Source organism: Pontivivens marinum, from assembly GCF_900231835.1.
GTDB lineage: Bacteria > Pseudomonadota > Alphaproteobacteria > Rhodobacterales > Rhodobacteraceae > Pontivivens > Pontivivens marinum.
This window is the reverse complement of the sequence record NZ_OCTN01000007.1, coordinates 107,895-125,601: the sequence shown is the minus strand read 5'-3', so window position 1 is coordinate 125,601 and position 17,707 is coordinate 107,895. Positions and strand designations below refer to the sequence as shown.

The window sequence follows — 17,707 nt, the reverse complement described above, 5'->3', positions numbered from 1 at the left end:
GTTATGCAAAGCAAGAATCGGAGCTACTGAACCGTGGCCGACCAAATCGACACGATAATCGCACGCAAAATCGCACAACGCCCCGATGGGCGTGTTCCGATGCCGGAATTTTCCGCGATTGCAGTCCGGTTTGCGGCCGCAATCGAACGCACGGCGCGTGATTTGTTCAAAACTACAACTGGCGCGATCATCACCGCGACAGAGGTGTCGAAACAGGCAGACACGATGGAGCGTATCGCAATTCCATCAATGCTGGGCATTGCGCGGATTCCCGGTTTGGACACTGCGGCGATGATTAACCTTAGTTCCGAATTGGTGTTTCACTTGGTTGATCTGCGGATGGGCGGCGACCCCACCGTGTCCCCTGTTCCGACGACGCGCAGTTTAACCGCCATTGATATGGAGCTGTGTGAGGATTTTCTGGCCGGAGCGATTGATTGCTTTACCCGCGCGATGGAGGAAACGATGGGTGCCCCCGTCGCGCGGAAGCTGGCCCTCGCCTATATGGAGCAGAACGTAACGCAGGTTAGTATCGCACCGCCAAATGCCGATGTAATGACCATAGGTCTAAACCTTGATATAGGTGAGGCGGCGCGCAACGCTGATTTTGAGCTGATCATTCCGCTATCCGTTCTGGACAGCCTGCAATCCATCCGCAAACCGACCGAGTCGCACGGCACCGATAGTGCCGGTGGTATCTGGCAGGATCACATGCATCAGGCGGCGCTGAATTGCCCTGTCTCGATGACCGCAATCATGCATCGCGCCAAGGTCAGCATGGGCCAAATCGAGGATTGGAGGGTTGGTGACATCATCCCCGTACCGCGCAGTGCCGTTGATGAGTTGGAGCTGGTTTTGGGCACTGCTGATAATCAAGTGTATTTCGCCGCCGCGCGCCTAGGCGCGCGGGACGAGGGTAAGGGCGTACGATTAACCGATGATCCCCAGCAAGAGGTGACGGAGCATCTACGCAGCATCGTCGACCAACGTCCAACCGGCGCTTAACAGTCGAGCATCCAGTCATCCAAGGCCGTGATCTGCTCTGCCGTAATGCGCAAGCCGAGCTTGGATCGCCGCCAAACAACGTCCTCCGCCCGCTGGGCCCACTCATTTTGCATGAGCCACAGCACTTCCCGCTCCGTCAATTCAGCGCCGAAATCGCGCCCGAGATCTGCGAAACTGCTCGCCCCCTGCAAGATGTTCAGCGCGTCGGTGCCATATGCGCGAACAAACCGGCGAACCGTTTTGGCCGTCAGATAGGGCGCGGCATCGGCCACGCGTTGCGTCAATGCTGCAACGCCATCCACAGGAAAATCACCACCTGGCAATGCGACACCAGCGGTCCAATTCGAACGCTTGCCAGAGATATGATCCTCCAGCTTTGCCAAAGCGGATTCGGCCAGCTTACGGTAAGTCGTTATTTTCCCACCGAATACATTCAGCAAAGGAGCCTGCTGCTGCGCTGTATCCAGCGATAGAACATAGTCCCGCGTCGCCGCGGTCGCTGATTTCGCACCGTCATCGTAAAGGGGACGCACGCCGGAATAGGTCCACACAATATCCTCGGGCTGAATATCCGCCTCGAAATATGCATTCACGAAATTGCGCATATAGTCCGCTTCCTCGAGCGTGCATTCTGCGGTTCCGGGGCCAGCCGTGTGATCCTGATCCGTCGTCCCGATCAGAGTGAAATCCTCCTGATAAGGGATCGCAAACATGATGCGGCCATCCTCACCCTGTAGGAAATATGCGCGATCATGATCGAACATTTTCTTCACCACGATATGACTGCCACGCACCAAGCGGACGCCTTCGCGCGATTCAATGTTCACCGTATTGCGAACGATATCCTCAACCCATGGACCGCCAGCATTTACCAAGATGCGGGCGCGGCGTTGATAACGCGCACCGGACCGAACGTCCTCCAAGTGGATAACCCAGTGGTCGTCGTGACGATCAGCACCAACACATTTGGTACGAACCAAAATCTCCGCCCCACGGGAGGCCGCATCACGCGCATTCAGAACCACAAGGCGACTATCCTCGACCCAGCAATCGGAATATTCAAAGCCCTTCTCGAACTTATTTTCCAGCGCAACACCTGCCGGGTCGGTGCGCAGGTCCAAAGTCTTGGTCGCGGGCAGAACCTTACGACCGCCCAAATGATCGTAGAAAAATAGGCCCAACCGGATCAACCACGATGGGCGACGCCCCTTGGTCCACGGCATCAACCGGCTTACAATACGGCTAACCGGCGTTTCGCCCTCGAACCGCATATCAGGATGAAACGGAAGGACAAAGCGCATCGGCCATGAGATATGTGGCATCGCTGTCAACAATGTTTCCCGCTCGATCAGTGCCTTGCGCACCAAATCAACCTCTAGATATTCCAGATACCGTAGCCCGCCATGGAACAGCTTGGTGGACGCGGATGAGGTGGCACCGGCCAGATCGCCTTGCTCGCAAAGCCCGACTGTCAGATCACGTCCAACAGCGTCGCGGGCAATACCCACACCGTTAATACCGCCGCCAATCACCCAAAGATCGAGAATATCGCTCATGATCCACCTCGTTCATTTTTTTGCGCTTATCTTCGTTTAAGTTCGAATGGTCAACGCAAAGATTTATCTCAAAACAGCAATCCGCTGAATCGTCCCCAATCACCCTGCAATGATAGGGCGATTATGATTTCCTGCATGTTACATTTCAAAGAAGTGCTCAAAATCCTGTATCGAATGAGATGTCGTGATGGTTACTCTTCGGTAACCATCTACCGGTAATCCTGTTTGGCAAGAATGCTACAGCAGGGAAATCGGGCAATGAAACCACGTTACATCATGGCATTCCTTATGCTTGCCGGCCCAGTCCACGCCGATGCAACGCTTTGCGATGTCGCGGCAAACCATGCAGCCCGCGATCAACACATCCCCATCGACGTTATGCGCGCGATCACATTGACCGAAACAGGCAGGCCCCGTGATGGAGAGCTGCGTCCATGGCCATGGACCGTTAACCTTGAGGGGGCAGGCCATTGGTTCGACACCCGACAGCAGGCCCAATCATTCGCCGAAGATGCCCTATCACAAGGTCAAACAAGCTTTGATGTTGGGTGTTTCCAGTTGAACTGGCGGTGGCATGGCGATGCGTTTGACAGCGTTGCAGCAATGTTTGACCCAACCGCCAACGCCGAATACGCGGCGAAATACCTCAATGAGCATTTCGAAACGTTTGGCGACTGGAGCCGCGCCGCCGGTCGATATCACTCCGGCACTCCTGAATTTTCTGAACGCTATATCGCACGATTCGATGAAATCCGCGGCAATCTACCGGATGCAGGTCTTGAACCCGCACAAAACACCGCGTCGGTGTTTTATCTAACGCGCGCAACCGGTCCGCTGCTAACACGTGCGGCTGGCCCGCTGCATAGGCGTTAATCATGGGGTCCACATTCAACATCCGTGTCCTGTACCAACCCACGGTATTGATGACCCTCGCGCTGATGGCGATCATCATCATGATGATCCTGCCAGTGCCCGCGATTGTGCTCGACCTCGGGCTGTCTGCCTCCTTTGGATTGGCAATCCTGATTTTCGCGAACACGCTGTTCATTCAAAGGCCGCTGGATTTCTCCGCCTTTCCAACGATCCTACTGGCAAGCCTGATGCTGCGACTTTCGCTGAACATATCTTCGACGAAGCTGATTATCGGGCAAGGTCACACCGGCACACAGGCCGCTGGCGGTGTTATCGAGGGCTTTGCCATGTTCGTGATGAGCGGTAGCGTCTATCTGGGCCTCGTTGTGTTTTGCGTCCTGCTGATTGTGAATTTTATGGTCATCACAAAGGGCGCTGGCCGCATGGCCGAGGTCGGCGCGCGCTTTGCTCTAGACGCCATGCCGGGCAAGCAATTGGCCATCGACAGTGATATGGCCGCCGGTGCGATGACACATGAGGATGCGAGCAAGCGCCGTAAGGTTGAGCAGGAGGAAACCACCTTTTTCGGCTCACTGGATGGCGCCTCAAAATTCGTAAAGGGTGACGCAATTGCGGGCCTGTTGATCACCCTACTGAACCTGATTGTCGGCCTGTCCATAGGCATGTTTGTTCATGGCATGCCAGCGGGGCAAGCCTTTGAAACATACGCAATCCTGACTGTTGGCGACGGTTTGGTTAGCCAAATTCCTGCGGTCATCATCTCCATTGCGACGGCATTGCTGCTGGCCAAGGGGGGCGCGACGGATAGCGCAGATCAGGCAATTCTCACGCAATTGGGCGGTTATCCAGCGGCATTGGGAACTGTTGCGGGCCTAATGGCGGTGTTCGCGATTATTCCCGGTTTGCCGTTCATCCCGTTTATGATTGGCGCTATAGGCCTAGGGCTGGCAGCATATTTCGGTCTAGAGAAACAAAAAAGAGAACAGCGTGAGGCCGCAAAGCAGGAAATTGTCCCTGCCCCGATAGCCAAGGAACGTAGCCTAGGTGATGTAATAGACCTTGATGAAATCCACGTCACGGTTGCGCCTGATCTGGTGCCTGTGGCGATGAATGCAGCCAGCGGCCTCGACGCGCGCATTGTTAATATGCGCAATCATATCGCGGAACTATACGGACTAATCCTGCCGGAAATTCGTCTCACAGATGATCCGGGCAGCACCCTAGGCGGCTATTCCATCCGCATTCAGGGTGTTAGCGTTGCGGAAAGCCATCTGGAGGCGAACAGCCTCCTCATGCTGCTACCCGATGAGAGGGCCGGATTACCATCGGGGCAGGATGTGGCTGAGCCCGTTTACGGCGCCCCTGCGCGGTGGATTAATCCTGACGATCGCAACAGCGCTGACCTTGCAGGCCATACGATCATTACACCGGCTGAAGTTATCGCCACGCATCTGCTAGAAGTTATCAAGAGCCATTTCGGCAGATTGTTCACTAGACGCGCGCTGCGCAAAATGCTCGATGCTTTTACCAGCCCGACAGACCCTGCCCGCGCGGCGGCGAACAAAAAGCTATTGGATGAGTATGTTCCAGAGAGGGTTAACCTAGATACGCTTCAAACCGTTCTACGGTTGCTGCTGGAGGAGCAAATTTCCATCCGCAACCTGCCCCTGATCCTCGAAGCATTAAGCGAGGCCGCCCCACAAACTACCCCGCCCGAGGTTTTGGCAGAGCATGTTCGGCACAGATTATCGTTTCAATTAACTGCAACCCTAAGTGAAACTGATGGCGCACTACCCTTAATTCAACTCGACCCCGCGTGGGAGGCTCTCTTTGCCCGAAATGAAGTTTCAGGCAGTGGCGGCGCAAATGATGTTGCCTTGCCAGGACCTGACATCAACAGGTTAACGGAACGGATCGCAGCAGAAATTACAAGAATTGCCGAAACTGGTCGGAATCCTGCGATCATTACAGCTGCCCGACGCCGACGCTTTATTCGAGCAATTCTAGCCGCACGCGGTATATCCAGCCCGGTTTTATCATATGATGAGATTGGCACCGGCGTTCGCCCAACAATGCTAGGCACGGTTGCACCATAATGGCAGAGCTGGGGGATATAGCGCTGTTTTCGCAAGACGTTTTTACGGCGATTGCTCTTGTCTTTGCACGGGTGGCAGCCGCTGTTGGGCTGATGCCCGGCTTTGGATCATCCTTGCTGCCAATGCGCGTCCGGCTAGCTGTTTCAGTTGCATTCACGATGATTGTATGGCCGATGGTGCCTGATGCATATGGCGTTCCTCTGCTGCCAGCCTTGATTGTAGAAATCGCAGTGGGAATAACCCTTGGCCTGTCGATACGCATGCTGGTCATGGCGTTGCAATTTGCAGGCTCTATCGCGGCGCAAAGCACATCGCTTGCCCAACTCCTAGGACCGGGTGCGATGCCAGACCCGATGCCCGCAATCGGCGCGATGCTGTCCCTCGCAGGCGTTACCCTTGCGCTGATCCTTGGGCTGCATATCCGAATAGCGGAGGCCTTGGTCCTAAGCTATGACTTGTTCCCCCCCGGACGATTGCCAAATTCCGGCGAGCTTGCCCAGTGGGGGATCGCGCGAACCGGCCACACCATTTCATTGGGCTTCACCCTAGCTGCACCATTCGTAGTGGTGGCATTGGCCTATAACATCGCGCTGGGTGCAATTAACCGCGCGATGCCGCAATTAATGGTCGCATTTATCGGCGCGCCCGCGATTACGGGGGCCTCAATCATTCTAATGCTACTGGCCGCCCCTGCGATTTTGATACTCTGGAATGAGCTGCTTGCCGACCTTCTTGCCGCACCATTTTCATCACCGCCATGAGTGAATCGGAAAGCGACAGCGGTGAGAAAATCCATGACCCGACGCCCAAAAAGCTGGACGATGCGCGGCGCAAGGGAAACATCGCACGCAGTCCTGATATCTTATCCGCCACCTCATATCTTGGCCTACTCATTGGCCTGAGTATTTTTGGTGCAAGCCAGATTGATGTCATTGGCAGCAGCCTAACGCGAATTTTTGCCGAAGCCACGACCCCGCAGGGAATGTCGATAGCATTAAAGGCGATGCAGAATGCATTTATTGCCGCGGCCTCACTCATCGCACTGCCAATCGCGTTGATCTTAGCTGCGCTGATAGCTCAGCGCGGTATTTTGGTCACGGGCTCTAACCTCGCCCCCAAACTGGATCGCATCAGTATCCTTAAGGGGTTTGGACGAAAATTTGGAGCTACTGGCCTGTTCGAATTTGCAAAGAGCACAACAAAACTCCTCATCCTGTCCGTCGCACTAGGTGTCTGGTTTGACTTAGAGAAGGACCGCTTGATTGGACTGTCAGGAGCATCAGCAGGAACGCTCGCCATCTATATGGGCAAGACCGTCCTTTCATTGCTAACAGTTGCGACACTGGTTGCCGGATCAATTGCAATTGTGGACTTCCTCTGGCAACGATTTGATCACCAAAGAAAACTTCGGATGAGCCATCAAGATCTGCGCGATGAGTCCAAGGATTCCGAGGGTGACCCCCACCAAAAAGCGCAACGACGGCAGCGCGCGCAGGAGTTGGCCGGAAACCGGATGTTGCAAGACGTGCCTGAGGCTGATGTTATCCTCGTCAATCCAACGGAAATCGCAGTCGCGCTAAAGTGGGACCGCACCCAACCCGGCGCACCAATCTGCGTGGCCAAGGGGCAAGGTGAGATTGCCACGCGAATACGCGAACTGGCCGCCGAGAATGGCATTCCGACCTATCGCGATATCCCGACGGCGCGGATGCTATATGCGGATTTACCCGTCGGCGCAGAGATACCGCATGACACATATCGTGCAGTCGCTGCTGCAATTCGGTTTGCCGACAAAATGCGTTCAAAGGCTCGCTCATGATGAACCCCAGGGATGCAAAGCGCGTCAGCCAAGCCCTCTCATCGCTCATTGCCAAATCAAAAGTGCGGGTCGCGCAGGTCGGCAATCAATTGAGCAAGCTAAAGAATGATCGGAGCGAGATCCTGACCATGCCACTCACTGACGACATTCTGCAAAGGGCTATGGAGGATCGCGGGCGTCAAGCACGCCTACGCGCGATTGATACATCCCTGATCAACGCTACCTCTGAACACCAGAAGGCTGTTCTTGAGCTAGCAAAACTGCGACGGCAGTATGATATTGTTATCGAGGCTTCGCTAAAGGCGCAAAAGCGCGCTGACCAGCAGCGCGCTCGCAGAGGTTTATAATCTCAGAAATCTTGACGGGTCACGCTGGTAATCAAGACTCCATTCGCGATCGAGCCCAGAATGCCATGCGCGGTTGTGCTGAGCCGATTTCGCAGCTCGGACATACTCGTGTTATTCGTGAAATCACCAGAGAACCCATCAGCCCGCGCATGGTCGAACAGAACGCGCAGAAACGCATCGCGCAGGCGCGGTTCGGCATCCTCAATCATGGTTTCCTGGCCTTTTTCCCCCTCAATAGCCAGCGAAACAGCCACAAGGCCGGAGATCGTATCCCCATCAGTTAACGGGACAACGAACTGGTTTTGCAGCTCGACGAAACCATAATGACTGGGTTCGTCATCCTCCATCACGGCATCTGTACCCTGCCCCGATTTCAAGACCCACGCCGCGCCTGCCCCGCCTGCCCCACAAATCACGGCAAGCGATAGGATAATCAGAAAACGCATAACCCCTCCTTAGAATGGCAAAACACGCTCAAGGAGCTGCTGGCCATACCGTGGTTGTTGCAGGTCTGTGATTTGCCCCCGCCCACCATAGATGATCCGAGCGCCCGCAATTTTATCGTAGGTAATCTCATTCTGGCGCGAGATATCCTCGGGCCGCACGATTCCGGCGACCTGCAAATCACGCAATTCGTAATTCACGCGTACTTCCTGACTGCCCAGAACCACGAGATGTCCGTTTGGCAGGATATCCACGACCGTCGCAGCGACCCGCAATGTGATCTCCTCCTCGCGCCGTGTGCTACCCGAACCGGATGACCCTGATGTCGAGCTCGCCTCGACCGCTGGATCAAGAGAAACGCCGCGACCGGCCAAACTCTCAGGCAATCCGAACAGAGAGCTAACGCTCATCCCCTCCTGCCCTGATCGTGATCGATCCGTGCCGTTTGAAATCTCCGCCTGCTCATCGATTTCAATGACAACCGTCAAGATATCACCCAACACGCTGGCACGCCGATCACCAAAAAGGCTGCTAGGGCCAGAGCGCCAAAGCGAGCCATCTGACGTGAGCGGTTCCGCGCGCGAAGCGGCGGCTTGGCTCAACGCCAATCGCTCAGGACTGACTGCTGCGATGATGCGGTTTTCCGGCGCATCAATCGGCGTGACCTGAGGCGGTTGGCCGATCTCGGATGTCGCGCATCCGGTTAGGATGAATGCAATTGCGAGCGCTTTCCTCATGGCATTACCTCTAGCGTGCCATCAGGGCGAACCGTTCCCCAGATGGTCATACGGGATTCGACGTTCATCGCTCTAATCCGCTCACCCGGACGGCCGCGTGACAATGCCCGTGCCTCGGTCACGATGGCCAAACCACCTGCTGCGTAGTGCAATAGAACAATCTGATTTCGATCAACGACGGCACGGTCGGCCAAATCACCCGCAAGGATCGGCCGCCCAGGATATAACGTGACGCGAGCCTCGCGCCCGATTGCATCTGCGATATCGGAAATGGCACCCGGCCACGTTTCCTGCGCCAATGATAGGTCCGAGGGGCGAACAACTTGCTCCGCCCTGATGGCGCGAACCGGAATGACGGATTGCGCAATGGCCGGCATAGCGCCAAGGCTTAGTGCGAGAACCAGCGCCCTCATCGGATTTGCGTCGTTGCAGACAGCATTTGATCTGCCGCGGTTATGACCTTCGCGTTCAGCTCATATCCACGCTGCGCTTCGATCAGTTCGGTCATTTCCCGAACCGCATCGACCGAACTATCCTCCAGATATCCCTGCCGCATCGTTCCCAATCCGTCATCACCGGGGCTGCCAACAACCGGTCCACCGGATGCTTCAGTCTCCGCGAACAGGTTGCCGCCTAGAGCCTCTAACCCCTTATCATTCGTAAAATCAGCTAGGGTAATTTGGCCCATCAGCTGCGGTGTTACCTGATCGCTGAAGTAAGCGTAAACTTCGCCCTGCGCGTTAATCGACACGCTCATTGCATCATCGGGGATTGTGATTTCAGGAATGACTGCGAAACCGTCAGAGGTAACAATCTGCCCCTCACCACTTCGCTTTAGCGCGCCATCGCGGGTATAGGCCTGCTGGCCATTGGGCAGTTCCACCTCAAGGTAACCTGCCCCCTCAATCGCGACATCCAGTTCACCGCCAGTGGCGCGTAGCGAACCCTGCTCAACATGCATCGTGATAGCAGCCGCACGCACGCCAAGCCCAAGCTGAACGCCCGTCGGCAGGACTGTTCCGTCAGCTGCGTTGATACTGCCAGCGCGGCTAAGCTGTTGATAATGCAAATCTGCAAATTCCGCCCGACGGGCATTATATGCGGTCGTGCTCATATTCGCGAGGTTGTTCGAAATCACCTCGACTCGCATTTGCTGCGCGTCCATTCCCGTCGCTGCGATAGATAACGCTCTCATATTATACTCCCTGCGATCATTGTGCTGCCTGCCCCAAGGTACGCACGACGGAGCGTTGCCGCTCATCCTCACGTTCCTGTAAAGATTGGCTAAATTCGTAGGCGCGCTGCACCTCGATCATTCTGGTCATTTCTGCAACGGCACTGACATTCGCGCCCTCCAGCTCACCCTGCTGGATGCGACCGTCAAACATTGCCTCGAACGGTTGATCAGAGCGGAACCGAACACCGTCCTCACGCTCAAAACTTGCGCCCTCCGCCGGCATGAACAGACCCAGTTGCGCGACGGGTTCACCGTTTGCAGTCATGGTGCCATCGCCAGAAATCACGACATTTGAACTGCCCGGCGGCAGCAAGATCGGTGCGCCCCCACTGTCGAGCAGAAACTCGCCGCTCGCGTTAACAACTTGCCCATCGGCATCGCGCATGAATGCGCCAGCACGGGTCAGACGGGCACCTGACGGCCCCTCGATCTGAAAAAATCCTGGCCCATCGATCGCCATATCCAGTGAGCCGCCGGTACTGCGCACAGCCCCCAGCCCCTCGTCCGAAAACCGCGCACTGAGGGATGCCATCGACACACTATCTGAACCGTCTGTTGACGCCTGCACGCTCTCCGAAAAAATCACGCCCTCACGGCGATAGCCTGTGGTCGACATATTCGCCAAGTTGTTGGCGATGACCTGCATTTCACGATCCAGCCCCATTTGGCGCGATAGAGCGATCTGTCCCGTTACATCCATAAATCAGGACCCCACTATCGCGGGTAGGATGCTCTCATCCCAGAAAACCAACAGCACGCGGCCCGAGAAATCCATGGTGATCCAGAACACCGTAAGAATGCCCGCCAGCTTTGGCACAAAGGTCAGCGTCATCTCCTGAATAGAGGTCAACGCCTGCACAAGTCCGATCACCAAACCAATAGCGAGGGCAACGGCAAGGACCGGTAGTGCCACGATCAAGGCAGCCCACAATGCCTCACGCAACAAATCAAGAAGTTGGCCCTGCGTCATACCGGCATCCTCAGAATCTCCTGATATGCCTCGACCACTTTATCCCGTAGGGTAACAGCCGTTTCGACCGCCAACTCGGTTTCTGCTAGGGCCTGCACCATCGCATGTGGATCAACTGTGCCAGCCAACGCGCCACGAGCGGCTTGCTCCGTCGATTGCAGATCCGACACCATGTCAGCCGCAACTTGGGCAAATTCCTCAACCGGTTCGACCTGTGGCTTCGCTGAAATCTGGCGTGCCAGTCCGTAGGCCTGACCTGCTAGTGTGGATTGAATGTCCATGATTTAACCCCTTTAGCGACGTAAAAGATCGAGCAACGAGGACGACATCGCCCGGGCTTGATCGAACATTTTGAGGTTGGCTTCGTAGGTGCGCTGTGCCTGACGAGCATCCGCGATCTCCACCATCAAATTGACGTTGGAGCCGTCGTAATACCCCTCATCATCGGCAAGCGGATGGCCGGGGGAATACACCCGCTCAAGCGAGCGCTGGCTCAGCTCTGGCGCGCCGGCAACAACACGCGCAATGCCCTCGCGCCCAGTAACCTCCTCAAAGGAAACTGTCTTTCCGTGATAACCGGGAGTATCGGCATTCGCGATATTTTCCGAACTCAACCGCAACCGCGCGGATTGGGCGGTCATGCCGCTGACAGAGCTTTGCATTGATGACAGTAGATCACTCATAGGGTTTCTCCCTTAACGGCCTAGGCTGGTACGCATGATGTCCAGAGACTTTCGATAAAGTGTTAACGCCAAATCATGTTGCTGACGGGCATCCGCAGCGCGCACCATCTGGTCCTCAATCGAAACGGTATTGCCATCAGGCGTGCCAGCGCCGGTGGTGGAACTGGCAGAAATCACACGTGGTTCCAGGCTAGAGCCACCAGCCATGTGGCCCGCTCGCGTGTTTCGAATAGAAAAATCGGAACTATCTACGGCCATGCGCTGGGAAAAGGGCACAACATCCTGCGCAACGAATCCCGGTGTGTCGGCATTCGCGATATTGCGCGCGATAACCGTCTGCCGTGTTGCGGCGTGGCGCGTTGCCTCAGCAGCAACGCGTAATAATGAGTTGTTTTCGGTCATTTCAGGGCTTCTCCCTTTACTCTTCAACCTCGGCTTAACCTTCGGAAGTGAACAAAGGGTAATCACGGATTAAAAGAGGATCGGCCAATGACACAATTCGCTGCAATGACGCGCTCCATCCGCGAAATTCCTCAAAAATCGCACCTAACAACACTGCGCCGAATCGAGGAGGGGCTACTTGTCGCACACGGTTTGCGGCAGGATATCGGCGTTGGTGATGTTTTCTCGATTGAGGGAGGAACCCGTGCTGAGGTCACGTCCCTATCGCAAGACGAAATTAAGTTGGCGCCGTTTGGTGCCATCAACCGTCTCGCGCCCGGCGCTTACATCTGGAAGGATTCGTCCAATTCCATCAGGCCAGATACCAGTTGGCTGGGCCGCGTGGTAAACGCATTTGGCGATCCTATGGATGGACAAGCGTTAAGCGCCGGCCCGCTACGCCTTGTGCCGACGGGACACCGAAATGCACTATCGCGGCGCAGTTTGGGCACCCGCCTCGACACTGGCCAACCGGCAATCGACACCATGCTGCCGCTAGTTAAGGGGCAACGCATAGGGCTATTCGCGGGGTCCGGCGTCGGGAAAACCAGCCTTCTCAACGCCCTAGCCAGTGGTATCAAGGCTGACGTCATTGTCTTTGCCATGATTGGTGAGCGGGGGCATGAGCTTGCCAGCTTTATCAACCATACGATGGACGCCGAAACGCGATCACGATGCATTTGCGTGGCTGCGACCGCTGATTGTTCCGCGCTTGAACGTCGGCGCGCAGCACAAGCATCAATCGATATTGCGGAGCATTTTAAGGAGCAAGGGAAGCATGTTCTAATCCTGATGGATTCCCTGACTCGTTGGGCAGAGGCCCATCGTCAGGTACAGGCCAGTCAGGCAGGCACCACAATCACCACCGGTTTTCCCGCAAATACAGGTCAAGACTTAGCACGAATGATGGAGCGCCTCGGGCCAGGATCAGCAGGCCAAGGTGACATCACCGCAGTGCTTTCAGTTCTGGTCGCAGGGTCGGATATGGATGAACCACTGGCCGACATGGTGCGCGGAATGCTGGATGGACATATTATATTGGATCGAGAGATCGCAGAAAGCGGTCGGTTCCCCGCAATTGACGTCCTGAAATCAGTATCACGCTCACTACCGCAGGCAGCAAATGCTGACGAAAATGCGGTCATAATGCAGGTTCGGAAAATTCTGGCGGCCGCATCACGTATAGCGCCACTACGTGATGCGGGGCTGGCAGTGGAGGGTGAGAACGCTCAAACCGATAGTGTAATGAAAGCTGCTGACGCGATTGATACAATGTGGTCTGCGCGTGACCTGCCCGACGCGACAACGTCATTTGCACGGCTCTCATCCCTGTGCAGTGCAGCTAGATTTTAATGATGCGCAAGGCCGGGGCGAACCGCCCCGCGCCGTGATAAACTATGCTTATAAGCAAGGTTAGCTATTCGCCAGCCAACCTTGCTGTATCCGCCTCTGCAAACAAATCCGCCTCAATCGGTCGCAGCGCTCTTAGCGAACGCATGCACTGGTAGATCATTCTCGCATCGGCATGGGCCGTGGCCTCAACAAGCAGGCAATGTGCTGGCCCCTCAGTGAAAACATGGCGCAACTGCGCAAGGCCGCTAGTCAATTGCGCGTAGCCTGTCACCTTATCAACCTCACCCGCAAGGATGAGTTGTGCCAGATAGCAAACCCGTGTCACCGGCGTTGTTGCCTGTGTGGGGTGGATTGCATCGCGCAACCGCAGGATGCTGGCATCAGGTGTCAGAATGCTCAGCCGCGACCGCCTATCACCGTTTTCAATGACGACGCCATTTATCAAGACGCGCTCCGCAGGGCGTAGCTTCAGGACCAATCCTGTCATGTCGTCACCTGAGCGGGTTGAGCCGCAGACAGCCCCGACAGGATATCCATATTGATCGCCGACAGGTTCTCAACCCCTGCGCCGCTCATCAGAATCCGATTTGTTTCATCGTGAACGAACCCCGCTAGCGAAAAAAGCTGCTTACGAAGGTCCATCGGCAACGCATTCTCAGGGCTGCTTAGATCCCGTGCAAAAATCCGCCACAGATCTGAATTCGCCTGCAAAGCCTCAACATAGGCTGCATATGACGTATCCCGATCCTGCGCGGCCGCAATGAGCGTCCTTGTGATACGCCCTAGAACACTCGCCTCAACTGATCGCGGAGTTCCAACATTTCGTTGCGCCGTTCCATACCCATTCTGGGCAGTTCGAATATTCATGTTCTGAGTTCCCGCTGTTTGATCGCAACAAGCCAATTTCACTGGCCGTCCGGCGTAAAATCCGGGCCGCTAGATATGCGGCCCGGAACATCAACCATCAGCCAAAGAGGGACAGGATGGATTGTGGAGCTTGGTTCGCAATCGACAACGACTGAATGCCAAGCTGCTGTTGCACCTGAAGCGATTGCAGGCGTGCGGATGCCGCCTCCATATTCGCGTCAACCAGCGCACCGATTCCGGATGTCAGCGAGTCTGTCAGGCTCGACACAAAATCAGACTGTGTATTGATCCGCCCCTGTACCGAACCAAAGGACGCCGCCGCGTCAATCGCGGTGTTGATCAGGGATTCAATATCAGTCAACGCCAGCGCCGCACCTTCCTCAGTCGTCACATCCAAGCTTGCCAGTGCGGAAAGCCCACCAGCAACCGTGCCGCCGGTAGTTTCGGTAAAGCCGACTGTAATCGCATCAGTACCAGCACCACCGCCCAGTGCGACAGTCAGCGCGCCTGTCGTTGCATCCTGCGAGGTGGAGATATTGGTCAGGCTATTATCCGAAATGTAAGTATCCATCTGCGCCTTCAACGCATCGGACACATCTGCTTCGGTATCACTGTCATTGGCAACATAGGTGAAGGTTTGCGCACCGCCTGTATTTGATCCAGCAGCACCCGTTCCCTCAAGAGAGATCGTGTATGTCGCGCCAGCCTCGATTCCGCCCGCTGTGAAGCTAACAACAGCATCTGGATCAGCAGCGTTACCTGCAACAGACGAACCCGTCCGCGTACCAGTCATCAAGGCACCTGCGGCGACAGCAGTGGTGCCGGCTTCCCCCTCAACCGCGGCGAGGTCATTTCTACCCACCGTGATACGCGATGCAGAGACGCTGCCATCCTCGGAACGATCAAGCGATGACAGGATCGAAATCGAGCTAGACCCCTGCAACAGGTTCACACCCTTAAACTGCGCTGCACCAACGATGGAGCTGACCTGATCGCGCAGAGCAGAAATCTCACTTTGGATTTTGCCCTTATCGTTGCCCGTTTCCTGCGCCGAAATAACCTGAGTTTTGATGTCACCCAGAAGGCTCGTGATGGATTCTGCGGCCTGACGTGCAACCGCAACGGTTGAGTTGCCTAGGGTCAAACTCTCAGAAATGGCTGTGAAACCATCCGCGTCCGAGCTCATAACCTGCGAGATCGACCACACCGCCGCGTTATCCGCAGCAGATCCGATTTTCAGGCCTGTGGAAATTTCCTTTTGTGTATCCGCCAGACCTGTACTGATGCTGCGCAACGTGCTGAGAGCCACCATTGCGCCGTTATTTGTCAGAATGCTCGACATGTAGAATACTCCATTCGCAGTGCATTCGGCACCACTTATCGGGAAAGCCGGTATGCCCCGGCAGGAAACGTCATTCTGACGAAAGCGGACCAAACCATTCCGGCAGGTTCCGCGCCGATCCACTCAGATCGCACAGTCACTAAGGCCCGCCACACCCTAACAACAAGTAAATGCGGCGAGCATAGTAGCGTTAACAAACCCCTAACGCTTCACCAGCATGGCAGGCGTATATCCGGCAGTATGCATCGTGCCATCGGGACTATAGGTTTGCAGCACCGGCATGATGGCAGGCGCACGCATTTCCACAACTGCCTCACGTGCAATCGCCAGCAGCTCAAGGTTCCTGCGCAATGCATCGCTGATCGGCGCCAACTCGTGCTGCGTCAATCGTTTCAACAGCGGGGCAATGCGTTCAATTGCACTGGGATCGGGGTAGTCGCCCCGCACAATGGCCGCGCGTTGGTCGGTAATAATCTCATTAACGCGAAGTGCTGTGCGCGATGTCATTGACCGATTCCTTCTGCCTGCGCCAAGCTCTGGAAAATTTGTTCGGCCAACCCGATGCCGCCCTGCTGGGCAAAGGCGCGGGCGTGTTCCTTGGCCAGCAACGAGGCAAAGGCATCCTCACCCGCACCACCGCCCTGTTCCGTTCGCGCGGCGCCGAACCCTGTATGACTCATCATTTCGGCCAGAAAGGCCGCCTCAAACTCAACAGCGGTGCGGCGCAACGCGGCCTCCTGCGCGCGTGGCATCACCGGTTCAGCACTGGAAATCGGGGTAAGCATATGTTTCTCCGTTCTAGATGCGTTCCTTTTCGACGCAGGAAGTAAAGAAATCGTAAGACCTCGCGCATTATCTATCCCCACATCAGGGAGAGAGCTGTGCACCTAATACCTATCGACATCCTCATTCAGACGCCGACCGATAGCGCAGCGCATAGGGTTGCGCCTGCGGGCACTGGCGACTTTTCAGCCCTGCTCGCCTCCATCACAGATGAGGAAACGCCAGCCGCTGAAATACCGGGTGAGGAGGTTGAGATCGGCGACGATATTTCGCAATCCGACACGCCGCCCCCTGCCCCGCAGAAAGCACAAATGCCGTTCGTGCAGTTGACTGCCAGCAAGGAGCCTGTGGAGGCAGCAAAGGCGTCCGCCCCAGCAAGTGACAGTTTGCCGATAGAACAGATGCAAACCACAGATGTCGAAATCGCAGTGAATTCAGCTATCAGCAGTGCCCCCGTAGCATCGCAAGCACCTGCAAGCTCAGCAACACTTACAAGCCTGACGACACCGACACCGACACCGACACCGACACCGACACCGACACCGACACCGACACCGACACCGACACCGACACCGACACCGACACCGACACCGACACAAGGCGAAAGCATAGCCTCCGCAGATAGCAAACCAGCCATTCCCACAGCAGCGGCCCAAGCGACCGAATCTAGCTTGGCAACGGAACAAATACTAACTGTTGAGCCACTCTCCATAACACCGAGAAACGCCACCCATCGCGCCGTAATCCCCGTGCAGCCGCAGATCGCCGCGACAGGAACGGACCCAACCCTAGCGCAAATCCGCGGCCAGATGGCGTCAGTCTCAATTGGTCACGACGGTGGGCAAACGGAGTTGCGGCTCGATCCGCCAGAGCTGGGCCGCGTGCGGATCTCGCTTGAGATTGTTGACGGTCATGTAACCGCACACCTATCGCCCGAACGCCCCGAGGTTATGGATTTGCTACGCCGCCACGCGGATTTGCTCGCTCAGGATTTTCTGGAGAGCGGTTTCGACAGCGCCGAAATGACCTTCAGCGAAAACCACGACACCGAGGGTTATACGGGCGAGGGCTCCCCCCCCACAGATACCGCCACTGAAACCACCGAAGTTCAACTGACCATTCCCAGCGAACGGCTAGACCTCAGACTCTGAAAG

At 56.0% G+C, this 17,707-nt stretch carries 23 protein-coding genes; 8 read left to right on the top strand and 15 right to left on the bottom strand.

Annotated elements, in window-relative coordinates:
• Positions 1-33 precede the first annotated feature (33 nt).
• On the top strand, positions 34-1,005 hold the full coding sequence (locus CR254_RS14720; RefSeq protein ID WP_097931292.1) for a FliM/FliN family flagellar motor switch protein: 972 nt from the start codon (positions 34-36) through the stop codon (positions 1,003-1,005).
• On the opposite strand, the gene glpD is transcribed toward CR254_RS14720, so the two are convergent.
• Positions 1,002-2,561, bottom strand: a complete 1,560-nt coding sequence (gene glpD, locus CR254_RS14715) for a glycerol-3-phosphate dehydrogenase (RefSeq protein WP_097931290.1) — start codon at positions 2,559-2,561, stop codon at positions 1,002-1,004. The two genes, CR254_RS14720 and glpD, sit on opposite strands and share 4 nt — an antisense overlap.
• 258 nt (positions 2,562-2,819) lie before the next feature.
• Here glpD and CR254_RS14710 point away from each other — a divergent pair, with 258 nt between their 5' ends.
• From CR254_RS14710 to CR254_RS14690, 5 genes are read left to right on the top strand one after another with little or no spacing between them, the layout of a single operon-like run.
• On the top strand, positions 2,820-3,434 hold the full coding sequence (locus CR254_RS14710; RefSeq protein ID WP_097931288.1) for a transglycosylase SLT domain-containing protein: 615 nt from the start codon (positions 2,820-2,822) through the stop codon (positions 3,432-3,434).
• A 2-nt stretch (positions 3,435-3,436) separates the two neighbouring features.
• Positions 3,437-5,530 (top strand): flagellar biosynthesis protein FlhA, encoded by a 2,094-nt coding sequence (locus CR254_RS14705; RefSeq protein ID WP_097931286.1) that lies wholly within the window; start codon positions 3,437-3,439, stop codon positions 5,528-5,530.
• Positions 5,530-6,291 (top strand): flagellar biosynthetic protein FliR, encoded by a 762-nt coding sequence (locus CR254_RS14700; protein ID WP_097931284.1) that lies wholly within the window; start codon positions 5,530-5,532, stop codon positions 6,289-6,291. The genes CR254_RS14705 and CR254_RS14700 overlap by 1 nt, the downstream gene beginning before the upstream one ends.
• Complete coding sequence (locus tag CR254_RS14695; protein WP_097931282.1) at positions 6,288-7,349, top strand: EscU/YscU/HrcU family type III secretion system export apparatus switch protein; 1,062 nt, start codon at positions 6,288-6,290, stop codon at positions 7,347-7,349. The genes CR254_RS14700 and CR254_RS14695 overlap by 4 nt, the downstream gene beginning before the upstream one ends.
• Positions 7,346-7,696, top strand: a complete 351-nt coding sequence (locus CR254_RS14690) for a hypothetical protein (protein ID WP_097931280.1) — start codon at positions 7,346-7,348, stop codon at positions 7,694-7,696. Before CR254_RS14695 ends, CR254_RS14690 begins: the two co-directional genes overlap by 4 nt.
• 2 nt (positions 7,697-7,698) lie before the next feature.
• Here the strand turns inward: CR254_RS14690 and CR254_RS14685 are convergent, their stop codons facing one another.
• Genes CR254_RS14685 through CR254_RS14645 form a run of 9 tightly spaced genes read right to left on the bottom strand, consistent with a single transcriptional unit; the run spans position 7,699 to position 12,169 of the window.
• Complete coding sequence (locus tag CR254_RS14685) at positions 7,699-8,142, bottom strand: flagellar basal body-associated FliL family protein (protein WP_097931278.1); 444 nt, start codon at positions 8,140-8,142, stop codon at positions 7,699-7,701.
• A gap of 9 nt (positions 8,143-8,151) precedes the next feature.
• Positions 8,152-8,877 (bottom strand): flagellar basal body L-ring protein FlgH, encoded by a 726-nt coding sequence (gene flgH, locus CR254_RS14680; RefSeq protein ID WP_097931276.1) that lies wholly within the window; start codon positions 8,875-8,877, stop codon positions 8,152-8,154.
• On the bottom strand, positions 8,874-9,290 hold the full coding sequence (gene flgA, locus CR254_RS14675; protein WP_097931274.1) for a flagellar basal body P-ring formation chaperone FlgA: 417 nt from the start codon (positions 9,288-9,290) through the stop codon (positions 8,874-8,876). Before flgA ends, flgH begins: the two co-directional genes overlap by 4 nt.
• On the bottom strand, positions 9,287-10,072 hold the full coding sequence (gene flgG / locus CR254_RS14670; protein WP_097931272.1) for a flagellar basal-body rod protein FlgG: 786 nt from the start codon (positions 10,070-10,072) through the stop codon (positions 9,287-9,289). The genes flgA and flgG overlap by 4 nt, the downstream gene beginning before the upstream one ends.
• A 16-nt stretch (positions 10,073-10,088) precedes the next feature.
• Positions 10,089-10,814, bottom strand: a complete 726-nt coding sequence (locus CR254_RS14665; protein WP_097931270.1) for a flagellar hook-basal body complex protein — start codon at positions 10,812-10,814, stop codon at positions 10,089-10,091.
• A gap of 3 nt (positions 10,815-10,817) precedes the next feature.
• Positions 10,818-11,084: a flagellar biosynthetic protein FliQ gene (locus tag CR254_RS14660; protein ID WP_097931269.1), complete on the bottom strand. Its 267-nt coding sequence runs from the start codon at positions 11,082-11,084 to the stop codon at positions 10,818-10,820.
• Positions 11,081-11,365 (bottom strand): flagellar hook-basal body complex protein FliE, encoded by a 285-nt coding sequence (gene fliE, locus CR254_RS14655; RefSeq protein WP_097931267.1) that lies wholly within the window; start codon positions 11,363-11,365, stop codon positions 11,081-11,083. The genes CR254_RS14660 and fliE overlap by 4 nt, the downstream gene beginning before the upstream one ends.
• Positions 11,366-11,377: 12 nt before the next feature.
• Complete coding sequence (flgC, locus tag CR254_RS14650) at positions 11,378-11,767, bottom strand: flagellar basal body rod protein FlgC (protein ID WP_097931265.1); 390 nt, start codon at positions 11,765-11,767, stop codon at positions 11,378-11,380.
• Between the two features lie 12 nt (positions 11,768-11,779).
• Positions 11,780-12,169 (bottom strand): FlgB family protein, encoded by a 390-nt coding sequence (locus CR254_RS14645; RefSeq protein WP_097931263.1) that lies wholly within the window; start codon positions 12,167-12,169, stop codon positions 11,780-11,782.
• Between the two features lie 87 nt (positions 12,170-12,256).
• Between CR254_RS14645 and fliI the strand changes: the two genes are divergently transcribed.
• Complete coding sequence (gene fliI / locus CR254_RS14640) at positions 12,257-13,561, top strand: flagellum-specific ATP synthase FliI (RefSeq protein WP_097931261.1); 1,305 nt, start codon at positions 12,257-12,259, stop codon at positions 13,559-13,561.
• A gap of 64 nt (positions 13,562-13,625) precedes the next feature.
• Here fliI and CR254_RS14635 read toward each other — a convergent pair whose 3' ends face one another.
• The 5 genes from CR254_RS14635 to CR254_RS14615 form a co-directional block, all read right to left on the bottom strand.
• Positions 13,626-14,048: a flagellar biosynthesis repressor FlbT gene (locus CR254_RS14635; RefSeq protein ID WP_097931259.1), complete on the bottom strand. Its 423-nt coding sequence runs from the start codon at positions 14,046-14,048 to the stop codon at positions 13,626-13,628.
• Positions 14,045-14,428 (bottom strand): flagellar biosynthesis regulator FlaF, encoded by a 384-nt coding sequence (gene flaF, locus CR254_RS14630; protein WP_097931257.1) that lies wholly within the window; start codon positions 14,426-14,428, stop codon positions 14,045-14,047. Before flaF ends, CR254_RS14635 begins: the two co-directional genes overlap by 4 nt.
• Before the next feature lie 97 nt (positions 14,429-14,525).
• Positions 14,526-15,770 carry a flagellin N-terminal helical domain-containing protein gene (locus CR254_RS14625; RefSeq protein ID WP_097931256.1) on the bottom strand — a complete coding sequence of 415 codons (1,245 nt, stop codon included), beginning with the start codon at positions 15,768-15,770 and terminating at the stop codon, positions 14,526-14,528.
• Between the two features lie 201 nt (positions 15,771-15,971).
• Entirely contained in the window at positions 15,972-16,277 is a 306-nt protein-coding gene (locus tag CR254_RS14620; RefSeq protein WP_097931254.1) for a hypothetical protein, read from the bottom strand.
• Positions 16,274-16,555: a rod-binding protein gene (locus CR254_RS14615; protein WP_245851664.1), complete on the bottom strand. Its 282-nt coding sequence runs from the start codon at positions 16,553-16,555 to the stop codon at positions 16,274-16,276. Before CR254_RS14615 ends, CR254_RS14620 begins: the two co-directional genes overlap by 4 nt.
• A 96-nt stretch (positions 16,556-16,651) precedes the next feature.
• On the opposite strand from CR254_RS14615, the gene CR254_RS14610 reads away from it, so the two are divergent.
• Complete coding sequence (locus CR254_RS14610) at positions 16,652-17,704, top strand: flagellar hook-length control protein FliK (RefSeq protein ID WP_097931252.1); 1,053 nt, start codon at positions 16,652-16,654, stop codon at positions 17,702-17,704.
• The last annotated feature ends 3 nt before the right edge of the window (positions 17,705-17,707 follow it).